This window comes from Bacteroides sp. AF39-16AC, assembly GCF_003602735.1.
Lineage (GTDB): Bacteria > Bacteroidota > Bacteroidia > Bacteroidales > Bacteroidaceae > Bacteroides > Bacteroides uniformis.
The window spans coordinates 1-15,559 of record NZ_QTLN01000019.1 but is presented as its reverse complement, the minus strand read 5'-3'; the positions used below and the strand labels follow the sequence as shown (position 1 = coordinate 15,559).

Below are 15,559 nucleotides of genomic sequence, written 5' to 3'. Positions count from 1 at the left end.
CAAAAATAAGACGAAAGGCGATGGAGACTAAAATCTCCATCGCCTTTCATTATTCTACTAATCATCATTTCAGTATTACTCACGTAGACTGGTGCAATCCGAAATATTTCTTCATAAAATAGATATAAAGAAAACAAAGCAAAAGAATTATACCTGCCAAATACCAATAACCGTAACCTAAACACATTATATATCCTACGATGATGATTGCCTGCACTGCCATGTAAATAGAAGAAACCATTATATGGGGAATCTTCAGCTCATTCGCCATAATCTGATACAGATGCTTGCGATGCGGCAAACCGATATTCTCATGAAGCATCAGGCGGTGAATGATAGTCAGTACACTGTCAACACCATAAACGGATAAAAGAACTATCCAGCTGAAATCTTCTGTTTCAATGATAAGCCTGCCTATCAGGAAAAGAAGGATAAAAGCAATACTCACGGAACCCACATCACCGGCAAAGCATTTGGCACGCTTGCGGAAATTGAAGAAGTAGAAGACAAGAACGGAACAGATAACGGTATAAATGAAATCCGCTTCCACAAAAGTAACCACCTCCTTATTGATATAGGCCAACGCAGCAAGAATAACCAGAGAATAACCGCCGGTTATGCCGTTAATGCCATCCATAAAGTTGTAGGCATTGATGATGCCCGTACAAACGATCAATGCAATGAGTATCCACCACCACGACAAGGAGAATAATCCCCACTGATAAAACATCAACGCCATAGCCGAGAAATGAAAAAGCAGCCTTGTTATTTGTTTGGTGGGTTTTATATCATCCGCAAAACTGATGAACGTCACCAAAGTCAATGCCAGCACAAACCAAGAGTAGTCAAAACCACTCGCCAGAAAATAAGCCAATGCACCGAAGTAGAAGATAATTCCCCCACCCCTTAAAGTGACTTTCGTATGAGAACTCCGCTCATTAGGCTTGTCAATGATATTGCACTTATCTGCTATCTTAAAATAAAAAAGTTCTGCCAGAAATAGCAGAACCAAGACTATCAAATAATACATCTTAAGTAAGAAATTAGAACCTATTCATATTATTAGCATCCGTCATGCAGAGCGTAGCGAAGCATCTACTCTCTTTATGGACATGCAACAAACACAGTATATAATAATTAAACATGAGTAACAAACGACTTTATCGTTTTCACGATTCCCTCTTCCGCCTTCACCGGCATCCTATCAATTCCAAGGGCAGCCTTTATCTTCGCATTACTCACCACATAATTCTCCGTCAACTTCTGCAAGCGTTCCGTATTCAAAGGCAGATGAAGCAAAGTTCCAAGGCGGGCACAACACTCCATCATCCGCTTATTCATCCTCCAGATATGGGGCTTGCGTCCCAAAGCTACACACATCAAAGATATCAGCTCATTTGTGGACAAGGCTTCATCATCTCCCATATGATAAATGCCACTCGCCACGTTTTTCACCAGCAATCCTTCCACCACATAGCAAAGATTGTCAATCGAAGTAAATGAGCGTCTGTTCTCAAAACTTCCCAACGGCCATGGAATGCCTTTCCTCACCACATTATAAAGAAGATTCAGATTACCTTTGTTGCCGGGACCATGAATCATACAAGGACGCAAGATGTACACCTGCTTGCCATCAGCCACCTTCAATTCTTCCCTCCTTTTTAGTTTCGAGAGAATGTATTCTTCCGCCCTTATCTTGCTTTCTCCATAAGGCCCTACCGGAGCCGGTATCACGTCCTCAGTCAGTATATCTCCAAATACACTGTCAGCAGCAGCTTTCACCGAACTGAAGAATACAAATTTCTTTGCAGACGATTCCAGAAAGAAATCAAATATCTTCTGTGTCAATCCGGTATTGATATCAAAATATACCTGAGCGGCAGACTGATTCTTCGTATCATGCGCCTTGCCTGCCAGATGGATAATGGCATCAAAATGGGGAAGATTCTGCATCGGGAAAGAAATAGTCTCAATATCCTTCCAAGAGAAAGTCTTTATTACTCCCTCTTTTTCGGGAGTAACGATATCTAATCCATAAAGGTTATGACATTCCTTTAGGGCAATAACAAGATTGGAGCCCACAAAACCGTGGATACCAGTAATCAAAATATTCATATTGAGAATAAACTAATTAATTAAACTTCAGATATCTCCTCCAAATAACGTTTCACTATTTTACTTTCAGCAAATTCAGCTATCATCTTTTTACGCCCATTCAATCCCATATCCTTTATTTTCCATTCCGGCATATTTAAAATCATTTCCATTTTAAAGGCTAAATGTTCAATATCCTTCGGCTTGCACAATACCCCATTATAGCCATCTTGTATAACATCCCTGCAACCAACATTATCCGTAGCAAGTACCATACGTCCCATGGCACAAGCTTCCATTAAAGAACGAGGTACCCCTTCTCCATAGAATGTAGGCAAAAGTATACAGTCAGCTTCCTCAATATTCGGACGCACATCAGATACAGAACCTAAAAAATGCACAAGACCTTCCTTCTCCCATTTTCTAATCTCTTCTTCTGAAATCACATCTTTACTTAATCCGTCAACCAACCCTAGCAATCGTACTTCAAAATTAGATATTCCTTTCTGGTGAAGTAGTTTTACCGCTTTAGCTATAAGTTCCACCCCTTTCTCACGAAGCATCCGTCCCATATACAAAAAGATAAAAGGGTTATTGCGCCTATACTCTTTATAGCTAAAGATATTTATATCGACTCCTTCACCTGGAAGAATCACCAACCTTTCCTTACTAACTATCTTTTTCAAAAGAAATGCCCGATAATCATCTTCATTCAGTACCCACACTTTCTGGGGGTATTTAAAAGCACACTTATACAACAGCCATACAATACGAGATATTATGCCACTATTCTGAAACACAGAACCAGTTCCCGGGACCACCGCCAAAGAAGGAATCTTATTTACTTTTGCCGCCAAAGACCCATAAATATTAGGCTTGATTGTGTAGTGAACTACATAATCTGGTCGCAATTGTTTATAAACGTTCCAGTATAAAAACAAAAGTTTCAAATCTCCTAATGCTGAAAACTTAACACCCATCTCATAAGGAATATGAGTAATTCCTACTTCTTGTATTCTTTCTACATATTCTTCATATGGTGCAGGAGACATCACATAGGCCTCATATCCTTGAGTAACAAATGCCTTTGCTACCGATAGACGAAAAATGCAGAAGCAACGTGTTGAGTTGTCTACAAATAATATTTTTTTTGACATATAAGATTGTTTTTAGCACAGAATTCTTTTTACATTTTAAAATACAAATGCAAAAGCAACAGTATAAAATAAGAATATCCCTTTGAAGAATAGTTTTCAATATCCTACAGCACAGTGTTCCGTTATTTTTTTAGAACATCCTATATTATGCAGATATACAGAAGTTAACAATGTAATTTCGAGAAAATGGATTTGAAATTACAGATTCATTATGAGTATTCTGTAGAAATCCGAATTCTCTCATTTTCAAGAGTGATTTTTTATTATGAAGAGTTTTAACTTCACCCGATTTTAACGGGACACTAATGAGCCTATAACTTAATTAATTGTTTAGTCGCAGGTGTATGGATAGCTCTATATATACTTTATCGTTACCCATACAGCTTTCAAATCTTTCCAAATGGAAATTTTCCTTAAGACATCTACTATCTGATACTCAAAATTATATCCTTTTGAAGGAGTCTTCAGTTCTTCTGAAGGACTATAAATAATATATTCCTTATCCACTATGAGTAAAAACGATAACTACTTACCTAAAAGATAAGGGATAACAAAGGAAGTATTCACAATGTGAAGTATATTCTTCATCTACAGAAACGTCTCTCAATTTACTATAAGGGACTAACTATTATTCAAATAAATTTTATTCCATGAAGAACAAATCTTGTTTAGATCATACTTTAGTACCGCATGATAATTCTTCTGGCTTAACATTTCACGTTCTTCAGCAGAGAGCTTATATATCTCTTTCATTTTGCAAAACAACATTTCCGAATTATGTATAGGTACTACATAACGATCGTCATTCAAAGCTTCTTTTCCACACTCGGTTGTGACAATTGGTAATCTCATGGCCATAGCCTCTATTACAACCATAGGAAAACCCTCCCACGCAGAAGATAGTACAAAACAATCAGCGATATTATAATATTCTACAATATTTTCTTTCACACCAAGCAGCAACACTTTACCCAAAAGCCCCAATTTCTCTATTTCCGTTTCTAGTTGTTCACGCAACGGACCATCTCCAGCTATCAATAATTTTACATTCGGCTGTTCCGACTCCAATCGTTTAAAAGCCTGAATCAGATTACTTTGATCTTTTGCATGGGTAAGCCGTCCCACATTCAAGAATATAAAATCGGATTCCATATCCATTTGTTTCCTTAAATCCTTTGTCGTTACAAAAGATGTGTATTTTTTCAAATCAATTCCATTATACATCACAATACTGTTTTTTCGTTTAAACGCCCCTTGTCTAACAAAATAATCAGTAGCTTCTAACGAAACATTTGTATTCAGATTGGTTAATCTATCAGTAACTCTATACAACCACATCCGAAACCGGCTTTCAATATTTTTATTATGCTCAGTAGTAATCAGATATGCTATAGCATAATGAATACGACAGCACCTCATAAAGACATTGGCATGAAACATGTGCGCATGAACCACATCAGGACTGAACTCTTTCAAAATCCTCCTCATGAGAATTTGTGCTTTCACAAATCCCCAAAAGCTTTTGGTCATATCAAGCCCCCAGACTTTTATGCCACTATTGATTTTTTCTTTATGTTGATTGCTCCCAGACAAATACACTATACCTACTTTATTGCCCAAAGAATGAAACGTATTGGCCAAATTAATTGTGACAACTTCCGCACCTCCGACACCAAGTCCTGTAATTACATATAATACATTCATAACACTACAACTTTGATTTCTGTATGGAATATACATAGCATTGCAATAATCTTAGCAATGCTTTTAGTTTGCCTAATATTGGCACGACATCATATCCTAATAATTCACGATAGTATAATTGAAAGCCAATAGGATTACGTTTAAGGTTTTTTTTAAAATTATGTGTCAGCCCATCATCTAAGTATTCAAATAAATATATACCTTCATCAATAAAGAGCAACTTGTACTTCAATGACAATCTGTTCCAAATCAATGCTTCCGGAACAAAATTTTCACCATCGATTTCGGGGAAAGGATATTTACTCAATACTTCTGTCTTAAAAACCTCAGCCTTATCTCCTGTTGCAGTATACTTATACGACATCATTAGTGAATCAGACAAAATAGTCTGCTTAGGAAATGGGGTTCCTACTATTTTGCCGGTATTATAGTACTTCTTCCTAAAACATAATCCACCGATATAGTCTTCATTTATGGAAGCAGCATAAAGTATGATACGCTCCACTGCAAAATTCTCCAGATAATCATCACTATCAACAATAAAGAATAAACTACCACGAGCCAACGACACCCCTCTGTTTATAGCCCGATGCTTTCCCCCATTAGGTTGTGAAAAGAAACGTATATCAATTTTAGCTTCATCGATAAACTGTTGGATAACTGTCTTTATATTATCAGTACTACCATCATCGATAACCAACCATTCAAATGCCATAGATGTTTGTTTACATAAACTTTGATATAAAGCACTTATGATATATGCCCTATTATAAACTGGAGTGAATATTGTTATCATCATAAAGAAGAATTTATTGCTTCATACAAAACATTTATAGCATTTGAATTATCCCGTTTCTCTTTTTTCAAGTTAGAGATATACTTTTGCCGCTTCTCCACATTTATCGCCAAATCCTCAATGGCAGCAGCCAAGCTTTCTGCATCCATCTCACAAACAGAAGCATTCCAATTATCTTCAAACTGATCCGACACAGTAGAAAAACAAGTAACGACAATAGGTTTACAAAGAATTTTCGCTTCGTCAAGTGCTATGGATTTTCCTTCAAAGCGAGACGGATGAATATATAAATCTGCTTTCTTTAAGTATGGATATGGATTAATTCTGGTTCCCAAAAAACATACATTTTCCTCTAACTCACATTTCTTTATTTCTGAAAGAATATTTCTATAAAAAACAACAGAATCTTGACGAATATCACCCATAAAATACCATCTAAAACCCATTCCTTTCCTTTTCAATATATCCATCGCTTTTATCGCGAAATCGGTTCCCTTATCAGGACAGATATGCCCTAACGTAAGAAAAATATATTTTCCAGAAAAATTCATATCTGAAATATTTTCATCAGCCATACTTTCTATCAAATGACATGGCGATATATTCTCCATCACTCTGGCCTTCCCCTCCAAATAAGGGAAATAATCTAATAAAGATTTCAGACAGACATCTGATATCGTAAAAACATTATCTACTTTTTTATAATATAGCCTATCTACTCTATAATAATAAGGCCATTGGGCATAATCATTATGAAAAAAAGAGATTTTTTTCTTTCCACGAAGTTTGTCTACCATATAATATAACTGGTGCTGACCACCATAATCCACAATTATATCAAACTCCTTCTGAATGGCAGGCATCAGACGTGACAATAGCCATCCAGCCAATCCTCTATCAACTTTTGTCAATGCCATGCGCATCAAATTTCCAATTGCCAAAAGGAAATGTCCCTTTTTCAGCAGTATCTCTATCCCTTTAAAATGTTGGAACAAGTAACTCATTTCCGCATCTTCAATGATCTTAACGCATTCTACATGAGATAGTAACTCCATAAATAAACCTGTAGGATTAGTAATCAATAAAGAAACGTCATAAGCTTCTTTGTCAATCGTATTAAGTAAACTAATCATGCTTTTTGAGACTCCACCACTGTCAAGTGTTCCCACAATAAACAAAATCTTTTTTTTCATTCTACTCATTTTACCAAATTCTAAATTGATATGGATACATCGAAGAGAGATTTATTATAAATTTCTGCAGACCATATAAAGCGATAAAAACATACAAGAAAGAATAATTCGGCAAATCTCTTTTGATTATGCGAAAGTATAATGGCATTATCAGACAATATGAAACAGAAAGCAGCATATATAATCTGGAAAACAGCGACACAGCATTGGCTAAAGGAGCAAACAAAATACTTCCTAAAGCCATGCATAAACACATATTATAGGCATTTTCTTTTTTTAGCCTATTAGCATATATGATATAAGGCAATAAAACGATGATTAATAAAAATATAGTAACATACCTATCGGAAGCTACATCAAAGTACATTCCAATATACCTATCAAATCCTATAAAAGAGACACACCAGCCTAAAATCCCTTGTAATGGTAAAAAGAGTAAAATGACAGCAAACAAAAACAAGAGATATATTCGTTTATATGACCAATTGATGTATGACAAAACACATGGTATCAGCCCTGCCAATGCCACAAAATGGAATGAAACTCCTAATAACCAATATAGCCAAAAACAAGTCTTTTTCCCAGTAAACCAATTACAGCATGCCCACAATACAAAAGCAATTGCAACCCCAAAGCGCATTTGCATAAAGGGTTGTCCAAAAAATTGTGTTGCAAAAAGAAAAAAAGAAAGAAATGGATATTTAGACAACTCCCAAAAGGATTTGCCAACAAAGAAGAATGTCAAAAATGAACATAATAAAAAAATGGACTGAGGAGGACATCCCAACGCCTTCAGAACAGAACAAGAAAGTAGAAAGCCAAATTCCACCTGCATCACAAGATAATATTTGAAGAAACGCTCCCATGTTTCTGTTCCCAAATTCGGAGTATCATTATACATCTGAACATAATTCTCATAGTCAAAATCACATTCGTATCTCCCTCCGAAAAACAAAAAGCTGGAAAACAGAAGTAGTACAAACATCTGTTTTCTCAAAGTCACATTTTTTACAAAATCAAATATTGAGAACAATAAAACAAGGAAAATATACAAATAATAAGCTATCATGCTTCAAGGATTTGAAGTCCAAGTTCTTCCATTGTCCGTTTCAGTGGAGATACATCATAGCCCCTTTTAGAGCATTGCAAAACATAGTCATGAACAAGCATCTTTACACGTGTTTGCGGAGAAAGATATTTTATATACAAAAAAGTACTCGTCAAAAACAAAACCATATTTTTAGGTGATAGGTACAAAAGATAAAGTTCAATCGGTAATGTTACAGAAGAAGATAAAATCCTATATTCTTTTCCATACCGAATGAATAGCTCCTCTATTTTCTTTTTCATGACTTCTTTTTCTCTTGGATGATATTTCAATAAAAACAAATCTGTTTCAACATCTAACTTCAAATAGTTTTCAATAACATCCAAACAAATTTCCTCATCACCTATGCCATTTTTGAAAAGAGGCTCAGACAAGAAAAGAGTAACATTACAACTTTTGTCATACCCCGATATATCAGCCATTATATATCCTTCCAACTCTTTATTTTCAACCGCACGGAGATGTAACTGAATATCAAAAGAATCATTATATTTGGGAAGAATACTATATCGTTTATTCATGGGTAAATCGCAAAAAGGCAACTGTGCCTTATTGAACATATATTTTCCAAAAGAGAAATGCCAAATAGGTTTATAGAAAAAATAATCTGTCAGTTTGGCCAATAGTAAATTAACAAAAGGATATTTATCAGAATATTGTGCCCAATAATAATGAGATATTCCTTCTTCATAAAAACCTATCTTAAACCCTAAACGAGCATATAAAAGAGCGCCAAATTTACATGAAAGATTGTTCATGTCTCCCATATAAATCATGTCAATTTTCTCTTTATTCAAAATATTGCGTATTTTCCTTTCCCGTACATAAGTTCCATACATATCAAATAATAATCTTTTACGAGAAAGAGACGCCCATTGTGCCAACCCATTCATCTTGTATACTACATGCTTGATGTGTGTACCCTTTAACATTAAATGAAAGGCATCATAAAAAGCATGATTTTCACCTATTGTCCCTAACAAAAAAGTCACATTTTCATACTTTTCCTGATATATTATTTGCTGAGACACAAATAATTGAAATGGAGTATGAACAAAGAATAATATATTCATATTTATAATCAACTTTCAATTACACCAATAATACATAAGCACAAATATTTTGTAAATATATATACCCCAAAGTAGCATATTGCTAAGCTTGAAATATAGGTCTTATAGAGAATTCGGCATTTTTTCCTTTTTAACCAAGAAGTGCCTTATGGCGTTGATGCCCATTCAATGGGCTTTGAGCAAACGACTATAGTCAATCTTGGCTGGAACTTCACATTACAAATCAATCACCATCGGCTTTAAAACAAATCCTCAGTATTCTCTTTGAATATCCATATACCCCCATAAATATCAGCATATTACTAAACAATGAAATATATGCCGTATAAATCACTCCATATTTCGTCAGTAAAAGCGACATAATACAATGCAACAGCGAACATGTAAATGTGATATACATCAATATTTTTGTCTTTTTATAAAAGAATAATATATTGACATACACCAAATAAAAGCATTGAAACATAGCCCCGCCACATAACGGAAACAAATAAATTATGCAATCATTATATTGGGGAAAGGCAAAGGGTATCAATAGAGACGCGAACAAAAAAATCAGCAATGTAATTACAAAATAAACACCTACCAAGTACCAGCAATTGCGTCGTAGCAGTTTTACACTATCTATATTTGCTGTAGCCAACGTTTTATAAATATTCACCGAATAAGATGCATTGAAAGCACTACCTATAATCTGTATGATATTGGCAAAATTAGCAGCAAAACTAAACAATCCCACCATCGCCTGCGTAGTAAAGGCATTAATGACATACCTATCCAACCCTTGCCGCAACCAAAAGGAAGTAGTGTGAGGAATCAGAGGAATACCAAAACGGTATGCACCTACAAAATCCTCCTTTTTCGGAAAAACCATCCGGAGATAATTCTTCTTGGTCAAAATATAGAAAGCCAGCACTGCAAAGCCAGCACAAGTAATCACCTGCGCATACATTCTGCCCTGCCAGTCCCACCTTAAGAACCCCACGAACAAAACCGTCAAAATTAGATTACATATTACCAGCAAGACCGAAAACGTGCCATATCTCCACACCTTTTCCTCCAGACGCCAAACATCAAGCAACAATGCATTCATTACATTCAATGCACAGAAGGAAATGGCATAAAACTGATAGACAATCGTTAGCCCCGACACCTCCTCTAAAGCCGACGTAAAACAGCACATCGCCGTCAGCATTACCATATAGGCAAGTAATGTTGTCAACACTACTACATTCAACAATCGTTGAATCTTCTCCTTAGATGAAGAGAAGAAATTCACTCCTATAAAACCATTTGTATTCAAGCAGATAAAAATGGAAAGCAAAGAAACCATAGTAGTGAATAGACTCAACTGTCCATAAGAATCCGGTTTAATAAACCGTGCCATCACCATCATAATGACAAAGTTGATACCGGTATTAAAGAAGGAAAACAGTGCAAATAAGGCACCATTTCGGAAGTTCTTATTATTTAGAATACGTTGAATAATCATCAAAAGTAATCTTTATCTATCTTATTCTCCTATGCTTTCAAGCTTTGCATTTACGAAACATTCCAAATAGTGATGTGAATTATCTTGATGAATGCACGAATAGTTACTTTTAGTGGCCTATAAGGTAGGTGAAATTTTAGTTCGCGCTAAAGCGGTTCTTTTCTACCAAAAGAGTCTTGTCGAAACAGGAACAATGTATTTAGCCAAAATGATCAGAAGCAGGAAGCCCACACCCTGATTAAAGAAAGAGAAGAGAGAAAACAGCCCACCCTTAAGAAGGATCTTATTATTACGAAGTTGGGATATTATTGCCATTAAATCAAAAATTCGACAGTTTACTTGCTATCATTTCATTTTCCATATCCCATCTTGATTTTCTATCCACAAAATTACTTCATTTCATAAACATACATTGTATAAACCCCTTCGACACTATCCCACTTCCCTACAAAGTCAAACCCCAAATCTGCCGCATTGGAAAGTTTCGCACGACTAAGTATATACTTGCCGCCAAATTCATTGCGAAATACATCGGCATTAATAAGTAACTCAACCGATTGTTCACACTTTTTCCGAGTGGGCTGATAGTCCACACCTTCACAATAAAGGTAGCGGCGACCACCCCAAATATCATAGTAATGGCGGATTTCTTCGTTCACGTTGAGTTGTGGCTCAATCAAACGACGGTATTTCAACATATCTTTATAGGGATAGCAGGAAAGATATCCACCGATACAATTAAAACCATTGTACATCAATATCATTTCATGATAGCCTACAGCAGCTACCGGTTCACCTTTATAATTAATATCCTTCTTTATCTTCGTAAAAAGAGCTTCGTCATAAAACTCCTTCCAAGTGAGATGATCTTTCTTTAGTGAAGGAATCGTGTTCGCTGCTAATGAATAAATGGAGTCGTTATAAGTAGTACGCGACAGCATTATATAACCTAACTGGACAATCAGAATAAAAGGCACAATCCGTTTGAGATACCGATTACGCAAGCACATCATAAGGCTCGCGCTGAGAGCTACGTACCAAAAGAGGCGGTTGAAGACGTATAAGCGTACAAAGGAAAAACCATTTAGGGCGGAAATCACATTTTTAAGGTCATCAAACCAAAAGGCTTCATCTGCTGCCGCTACGAATGAACAAATAAACGCCATGGTTCCACAAATAAAAAAGACTGATTGTTCTTTAGTAACGTTTTTGTTTCTTATCCACTGCCAAGCCACATAACAGCACGTAACAAAACAGACTGGAAATACCACGTATTTCTGAATGGTAGAAGCATGATAAAAACCCTCCACAAAATAATGGTACAAACCAATAGCAATGCTGATTGGTTCTATAATAAAGTGATTCCGATTCAGGTCTTCACCAACGGCAAACTGCATGTAGAACAGCTTGAAGTTGAATATCACCACACCAATGCATAACAGTAAGAATGCCACAAATAGCGTGGAGTGAAAACGCTTGCTTTTTATTGAAGCAATAACTACACCCGCTAACCAAAAGCCACAGACAAACAAGGCACTGCAATTAAGCTCCATCAAGAAGGGGAGGAAAAGTGCCGCCAACAACCACCATTTACTTCCTCCCTTATAAATATTATAAAACACGATACAAGCCAACGGTATGGATGCCACTGAGATAGACCAAGCAGGGATTACCGGTAAAATGGCAAAAAGCAGAGAAGTGAATAATAGGATTTCACGATGTTCCTTTCCAAATAATATACACTGCAACTTGTACATCGAAAAGAAGCCAACGAGCAATGAAATTAAATAAATCAATACGTAGGCGACATAAGCCGGTAAGAGGTAATAGGCAAAGTTCTGGATGGTAAAACCTCCCCAGCCAAAATAGACAGCCGGTGTGTTATCCATGACTCCGGTAGATACATCAAAAGAGAAAAGTCCAACCTTTTTAGCAATTGACCAAAAGGGTGGAAATTGGTCTAAGTTATCATGAACAGTGATGTAATTGTTCTCCCCAAACAAAATAAAGGGAAGTATCATCATAAATAAAGCACCAAACACAATCAGCTTTGTAAAAAACAACACATTCTTATTCTTTAGTTCCATGGTCCAAATTTTATTGCTTTTTATACATTTGATAGGCCTCCTTCAGCATATCCTCGTCATTATATTGAGGATGCCAATCCAAATCGTCTTCTGTCTGCTTAATATCAAGAATATACTCTTCATCTGCTATCATGAATTGTTCTTTGTACATGATGGTCAGGCCGATGCTATCAAAAATATTGAGTATAAACTTAACTAATTTCCCCGGGGTAGGAATCACAACTGAGTGTGAATGGGCTGATGCAATTACACCTTTTAAAAGTGTACGTATATCGGGTGAGTTTTTGGAACCGAGATTGTACTCCTTATTAGGCAAACCCTTATCAATGGCGCAGAGAATTGCACTCACACAATCGAATACAGAAATCATCTGATAGTGATTCTTTCCGTTACCAATGGTGGGAACAGGCAAGTTCATATCAATCAGTTTGAAGAGTTTCACCAATATACCCAAACGGCCGGGGCCGTTAATCATACGGGGACGGAAGATGGTGATATTCATACCCTTCTTCCGATATTCAAAGCAGATTTCTTCACATGCTTTCTTGCTCTGACCGTATGGGCCGAAAGGATTTTGCGGATGTTCAATGTCAACAGGCAAGTATTGAGGTTTTCCGTAGGTCATATCTGTCGTGAACATCAGGTAATTTCGACATCCCTTGTTGTAAATCGCTTCAAGGATATTCTCTGTGCCAACAGTATTTACGCTAAAGAAGTAGTTTCTTCTATCACGGGGCACCTTGGTATGGTATTGATTAGCAGCAAGATTGATAATTATGTCATCCACAGAAATGGGTATAGTAGACAATTGTTGCTTATCACGAATATCAGTCTGTCGATACTCGCAACCCTTTGTAACTCGTTCATCAAGGGTTGGGTGTAAGTCACATACAACCACCTTTTCATTTCTCTCCAGCAAGGCATTCGCCAAGTAACGGCCCACAAAGCCATTACCTCCAAATATAAAATATTTCATCTTGTCAACTTCTAGAGATTAAATAAACACCAACACAAATCACCATTATGCCAGCAATGCGTGTGAACGTCAGTGATTCATCAAAGAAATAGTAACCCACCAAAGCTGCCACCACATAACCGATACTTAGGAACGGATAGGCAAAACTTACTTCTACTTTGCTCAATACAGCCATCCACATCAAAATGCTCACAGCATAACAAACCATGGCTCCCCACAACCAGAGGTTGGATATCATGGCACCAAAATTTTGCACCATGCCACTCATACCGACTTCACCTACAATCAGCATACCCTTGCGGATACAAAGCTGAGCAGCGCAATTTAGCAGCACACTAATAAGAATTAAAAGAATATTCATCTATTGAATTGTTTGTAATATGATTCATCCGAAAAAGCAAGGAGTTCCTTATCTCCTCGACTGTCTCCATAAACTACCAGTCGGTATTGAGTTCTGTCAGGATAGAGCTGCAGCAAGCGTTTCACCTTCTCTTCGCCATAGCAATTGGCAGTAGCGAAACGACCCGTAAGGTGTCCGGTTCCTGATAACTCCAGCTGAGTCCCCAAAACTTGATTAATGCCTAAGCTCTCAGCAAATGGCTTTACCCAATTATCAATGCTGGCACTGATAACGACTATTTCATCGCCTCTATATAGGTGCTGTTTTATCTGTTTAACCGCATCCTGATAGAGCAAATTTTCACCTCTCTCCATAAAGAATCTATAACAGACTGCATCGAACTCATCCAAATTCACTCCTTTAAAAAAATAGGAGAAAATCATCTGCTTGGTCTTCCAATTGGGATAGAGGTGACACTTCATAGCCAACAACCAAGGCAGATGAAGCAAAAAGCCAAGATAAAAAGCTGTCTTGCCTTTTGCGAACTTGATGAACTCAAGCAGTGTATCTCGATTGGTAATGGTACCATCGAAGTCGAATGCAACAATCTGTTTCATCTTAGCAATAGAGTATGAGAATAAACGTCAATATCCAACCTATGATACAGAGTTGTACAAAGCGGTCTTTCATCAGCACCTTAGTGGGACTTCCACTCTTTACATCGACAATAGTGATTTGCAAATAGCGGACGATGCCTGCCAATACAAAGACGGAAGTGGCATAAAGGTATTGCGTATGCATGCGCTCCACAACCTCCTCACTCACCGTGTACATGATGTAACAAACCATCGTAATGCTAGCAATAATACCAATGGTTTGATTCATAAACTCAAGGTTATAGCGGTTGACGTTTTTTCGAGCCGACACTCCAGTTTCTTGGTAGATGACCACGTCATCCCGACGTTTGGCAAAAGCCAAGAAGAGAGCCAATAAGAACGTCATCAAAATAATCCAATGAGAGAGGTGAATACCCACAGCTACACCACCCACAAAAATGCGAAGTACAAATCCGAATGCAATGATAAATACATCAATAATCGTAATCTGTTTCAACTTCACACAGTAGGCAATATTAAGAAGTAGATAGAAACATATTATGCCAAATAAATACCATTTTTCCCTTCCTGTATAAGTAACAAGTAAAAGCAGTGACATTGTGACAAGTATCGCACTAATACCATATCCCATCCCTTTTGATATTTTTCCTGAAGCAATAGGGCGTTTACACTTCTTGGGATGTTGCCTATCAGCCTCTACGTCCCAAATGTCATTGAAACAGTAAATCGCACTGGCGGCAAGACTGTACGCTACAAATGCTCCCACCACTGCCAATAGTTTATCCAGATCCGTCAATTGACGGTCGAAAAAGAGCGGCAAAAAAATGAATAGATTCTTCAGCCATTGATGTGGGCGAAGAAGTTGAATAATTGTAAGCACTCAATTTAGGGCATCCCCCTTCGAAAGGGCACTTTTCAGTGC

The 15,559-nt window shown here is 36.9% G+C and carries 14 protein-coding genes; all 14 read right to left on the bottom strand.

The window, feature by feature from the left end; translation table 11 throughout:
* Positions 1-79: 79 nt before the first annotated feature.
* Positions 80-1,030 carry a glycosyltransferase family 4 protein gene (locus tag DW039_RS14820; protein ID WP_120382087.1) on the bottom strand — a complete coding sequence of 317 codons (951 nt, stop codon included), beginning with the start codon at positions 1,028-1,030 and terminating at the stop codon, positions 80-82.
* Positions 1,031-1,137: 107 nt separating this feature from the next.
* Positions 1,138-2,115 (bottom strand): NAD-dependent epimerase/dehydratase family protein, encoded by a 978-nt coding sequence (locus DW039_RS14815; RefSeq protein ID WP_120382086.1) that lies wholly within the window; start codon positions 2,113-2,115, stop codon positions 1,138-1,140.
* A gap of 20 nt (positions 2,116-2,135) precedes the next feature.
* On the bottom strand, positions 2,136-3,251 hold the full coding sequence (locus tag DW039_RS14810; RefSeq protein WP_120382085.1) for a glycosyltransferase family 4 protein: 1,116 nt from the start codon (positions 3,249-3,251) through the stop codon (positions 2,136-2,138).
* Positions 3,252-3,872: 621 nt separating this feature from the next.
* Complete coding sequence (locus DW039_RS14805; protein ID WP_159461927.1) at positions 3,873-4,955, bottom strand: glycosyltransferase; 1,083 nt, start codon at positions 4,953-4,955, stop codon at positions 3,873-3,875.
* Positions 4,956-4,959: 4 nt separating this feature from the next.
* Complete coding sequence (locus tag DW039_RS14800) at positions 4,960-5,754, bottom strand: glycosyltransferase family A protein (protein WP_120382084.1); 795 nt, start codon at positions 5,752-5,754, stop codon at positions 4,960-4,962.
* Positions 5,751-6,944, bottom strand: coding sequence for a glycosyltransferase (locus DW039_RS14795; RefSeq protein WP_243635040.1), 1,194 nt, complete (start codon positions 6,942-6,944; stop codon positions 5,751-5,753). Before DW039_RS14795 ends, DW039_RS14800 begins: the two co-directional genes overlap by 4 nt.
* Positions 6,945-6,954: 10 nt before the next feature.
* Positions 6,955-7,929, bottom strand: a complete 975-nt coding sequence (locus DW039_RS21510; RefSeq protein WP_371682771.1) for an EpsG family protein — start codon at positions 7,927-7,929, stop codon at positions 6,955-6,957.
* 80 nt (positions 7,930-8,009) lie between these two features.
* Positions 8,010-9,125 carry a polysialyltransferase family glycosyltransferase gene (locus DW039_RS14785; protein WP_133302541.1) on the bottom strand — a complete coding sequence of 372 codons (1,116 nt, stop codon included), beginning with the start codon at positions 9,123-9,125 and terminating at the stop codon, positions 8,010-8,012.
* Positions 9,126-9,348: 223 nt separating this feature from the next.
* Entirely contained in the window at positions 9,349-10,617 is a 1,269-nt protein-coding gene (locus DW039_RS14780) for a lipopolysaccharide biosynthesis protein (RefSeq protein ID WP_120382080.1), read from the bottom strand.
* A gap of 389 nt (positions 10,618-11,006) precedes the next feature.
* Positions 11,007-12,704, bottom strand: coding sequence for a DUF6044 family protein (locus tag DW039_RS14775; RefSeq protein WP_120382079.1), 1,698 nt, complete (start codon positions 12,702-12,704; stop codon positions 11,007-11,009).
* Positions 12,705-12,714: 10 nt separating this feature from the next.
* Positions 12,715-13,680 carry an NAD(P)-dependent oxidoreductase gene (locus DW039_RS14770; protein WP_120129080.1) on the bottom strand — a complete coding sequence of 322 codons (966 nt, stop codon included), beginning with the start codon at positions 13,678-13,680 and terminating at the stop codon, positions 12,715-12,717.
* A 4-nt stretch (positions 13,681-13,684) separates the two neighbouring features.
* Positions 13,685-14,014: a multidrug efflux SMR transporter gene (locus tag DW039_RS14765; protein ID WP_230628266.1), complete on the bottom strand. Its 330-nt coding sequence runs from the start codon at positions 14,012-14,014 to the stop codon at positions 13,685-13,687.
* A gap of 23 nt (positions 14,015-14,037) precedes the next feature.
* Positions 14,038-14,637 carry an HAD-IB family hydrolase gene (locus DW039_RS14760; RefSeq protein WP_035448372.1) on the bottom strand — a complete coding sequence of 200 codons (600 nt, stop codon included), beginning with the start codon at positions 14,635-14,637 and terminating at the stop codon, positions 14,038-14,040.
* Between the two features lies 1 nt (position 14,638).
* A complete protein-coding gene (locus DW039_RS14755; protein WP_120382078.1) occupies positions 14,639-15,517 on the bottom strand; it encodes a decaprenyl-phosphate phosphoribosyltransferase in 879 nt (292 codons plus the stop codon).
* Positions 15,518-15,559 lie beyond the last annotated feature (42 nt).

Excerpts from the sequence above, each read along its gene's own strand:
- DW039_RS14820 (WP_120382087.1), bottom strand. The coding sequence starts at position 1,030 with ATGTATTATTTGATAGTCTTGGTTCTGCTATTTCTGGCAGAACTTTTT.
- DW039_RS14815 (WP_120382086.1), bottom strand. The coding sequence starts at position 2,115 with ATGAATATTTTGATTACTGGTATCCACGGTTTTGTGGGCTCCAATCTT.
- DW039_RS14810 (WP_120382085.1), bottom strand. The coding sequence starts at position 3,251 with ATGTCAAAAAAAATATTATTTGTAGACAACTCAACACGTTGCTTCTGC.
- DW039_RS14805 (WP_159461927.1), bottom strand. The coding sequence starts at position 4,955 with ATGAATGTATTATATGTAATTACAGGACTTGGTGTCGGAGGTGCGGAA.
- DW039_RS14800 (WP_120382084.1), bottom strand. The coding sequence starts at position 5,754 with ATGATGATAACAATATTCACTCCAGTTTATAATAGGGCATATATCATA.
- DW039_RS14795 (WP_243635040.1), bottom strand. The coding sequence starts at position 6,944 with ATGAAAAAAAAGATTTTGTTTATTGTGGGAACACTTGACAGTGGTGGA.
- DW039_RS21510 (WP_371682771.1), bottom strand. The coding sequence starts at position 7,929 with ATGTTTGTACTACTTCTGTTTTCCAGCTTTTTGTTTTTCGGAGGGAGA.
- DW039_RS14785 (WP_133302541.1), bottom strand. The coding sequence starts at position 9,125 with ATGAATATATTATTCTTTGTTCATACTCCATTTCAATTATTTGTGTCT.
- DW039_RS14780 (WP_120382080.1), bottom strand. The coding sequence starts at position 10,617 with ATGATTATTCAACGTATTCTAAATAATAAGAACTTCCGAAATGGTGCC.
- DW039_RS14775 (WP_120382079.1), bottom strand. The coding sequence starts at position 12,704 with ATGGAACTAAAGAATAAGAATGTGTTGTTTTTTACAAAGCTGATTGTG.
- DW039_RS14770 (WP_120129080.1), bottom strand. The coding sequence starts at position 13,680 with ATGAAATATTTTATATTTGGAGGTAATGGCTTTGTGGGCCGTTACTTG.
- DW039_RS14760 (WP_035448372.1), bottom strand. The coding sequence starts at position 14,637 with ATGAAACAGATTGTTGCATTCGACTTCGATGGTACCATTACCAATCGA.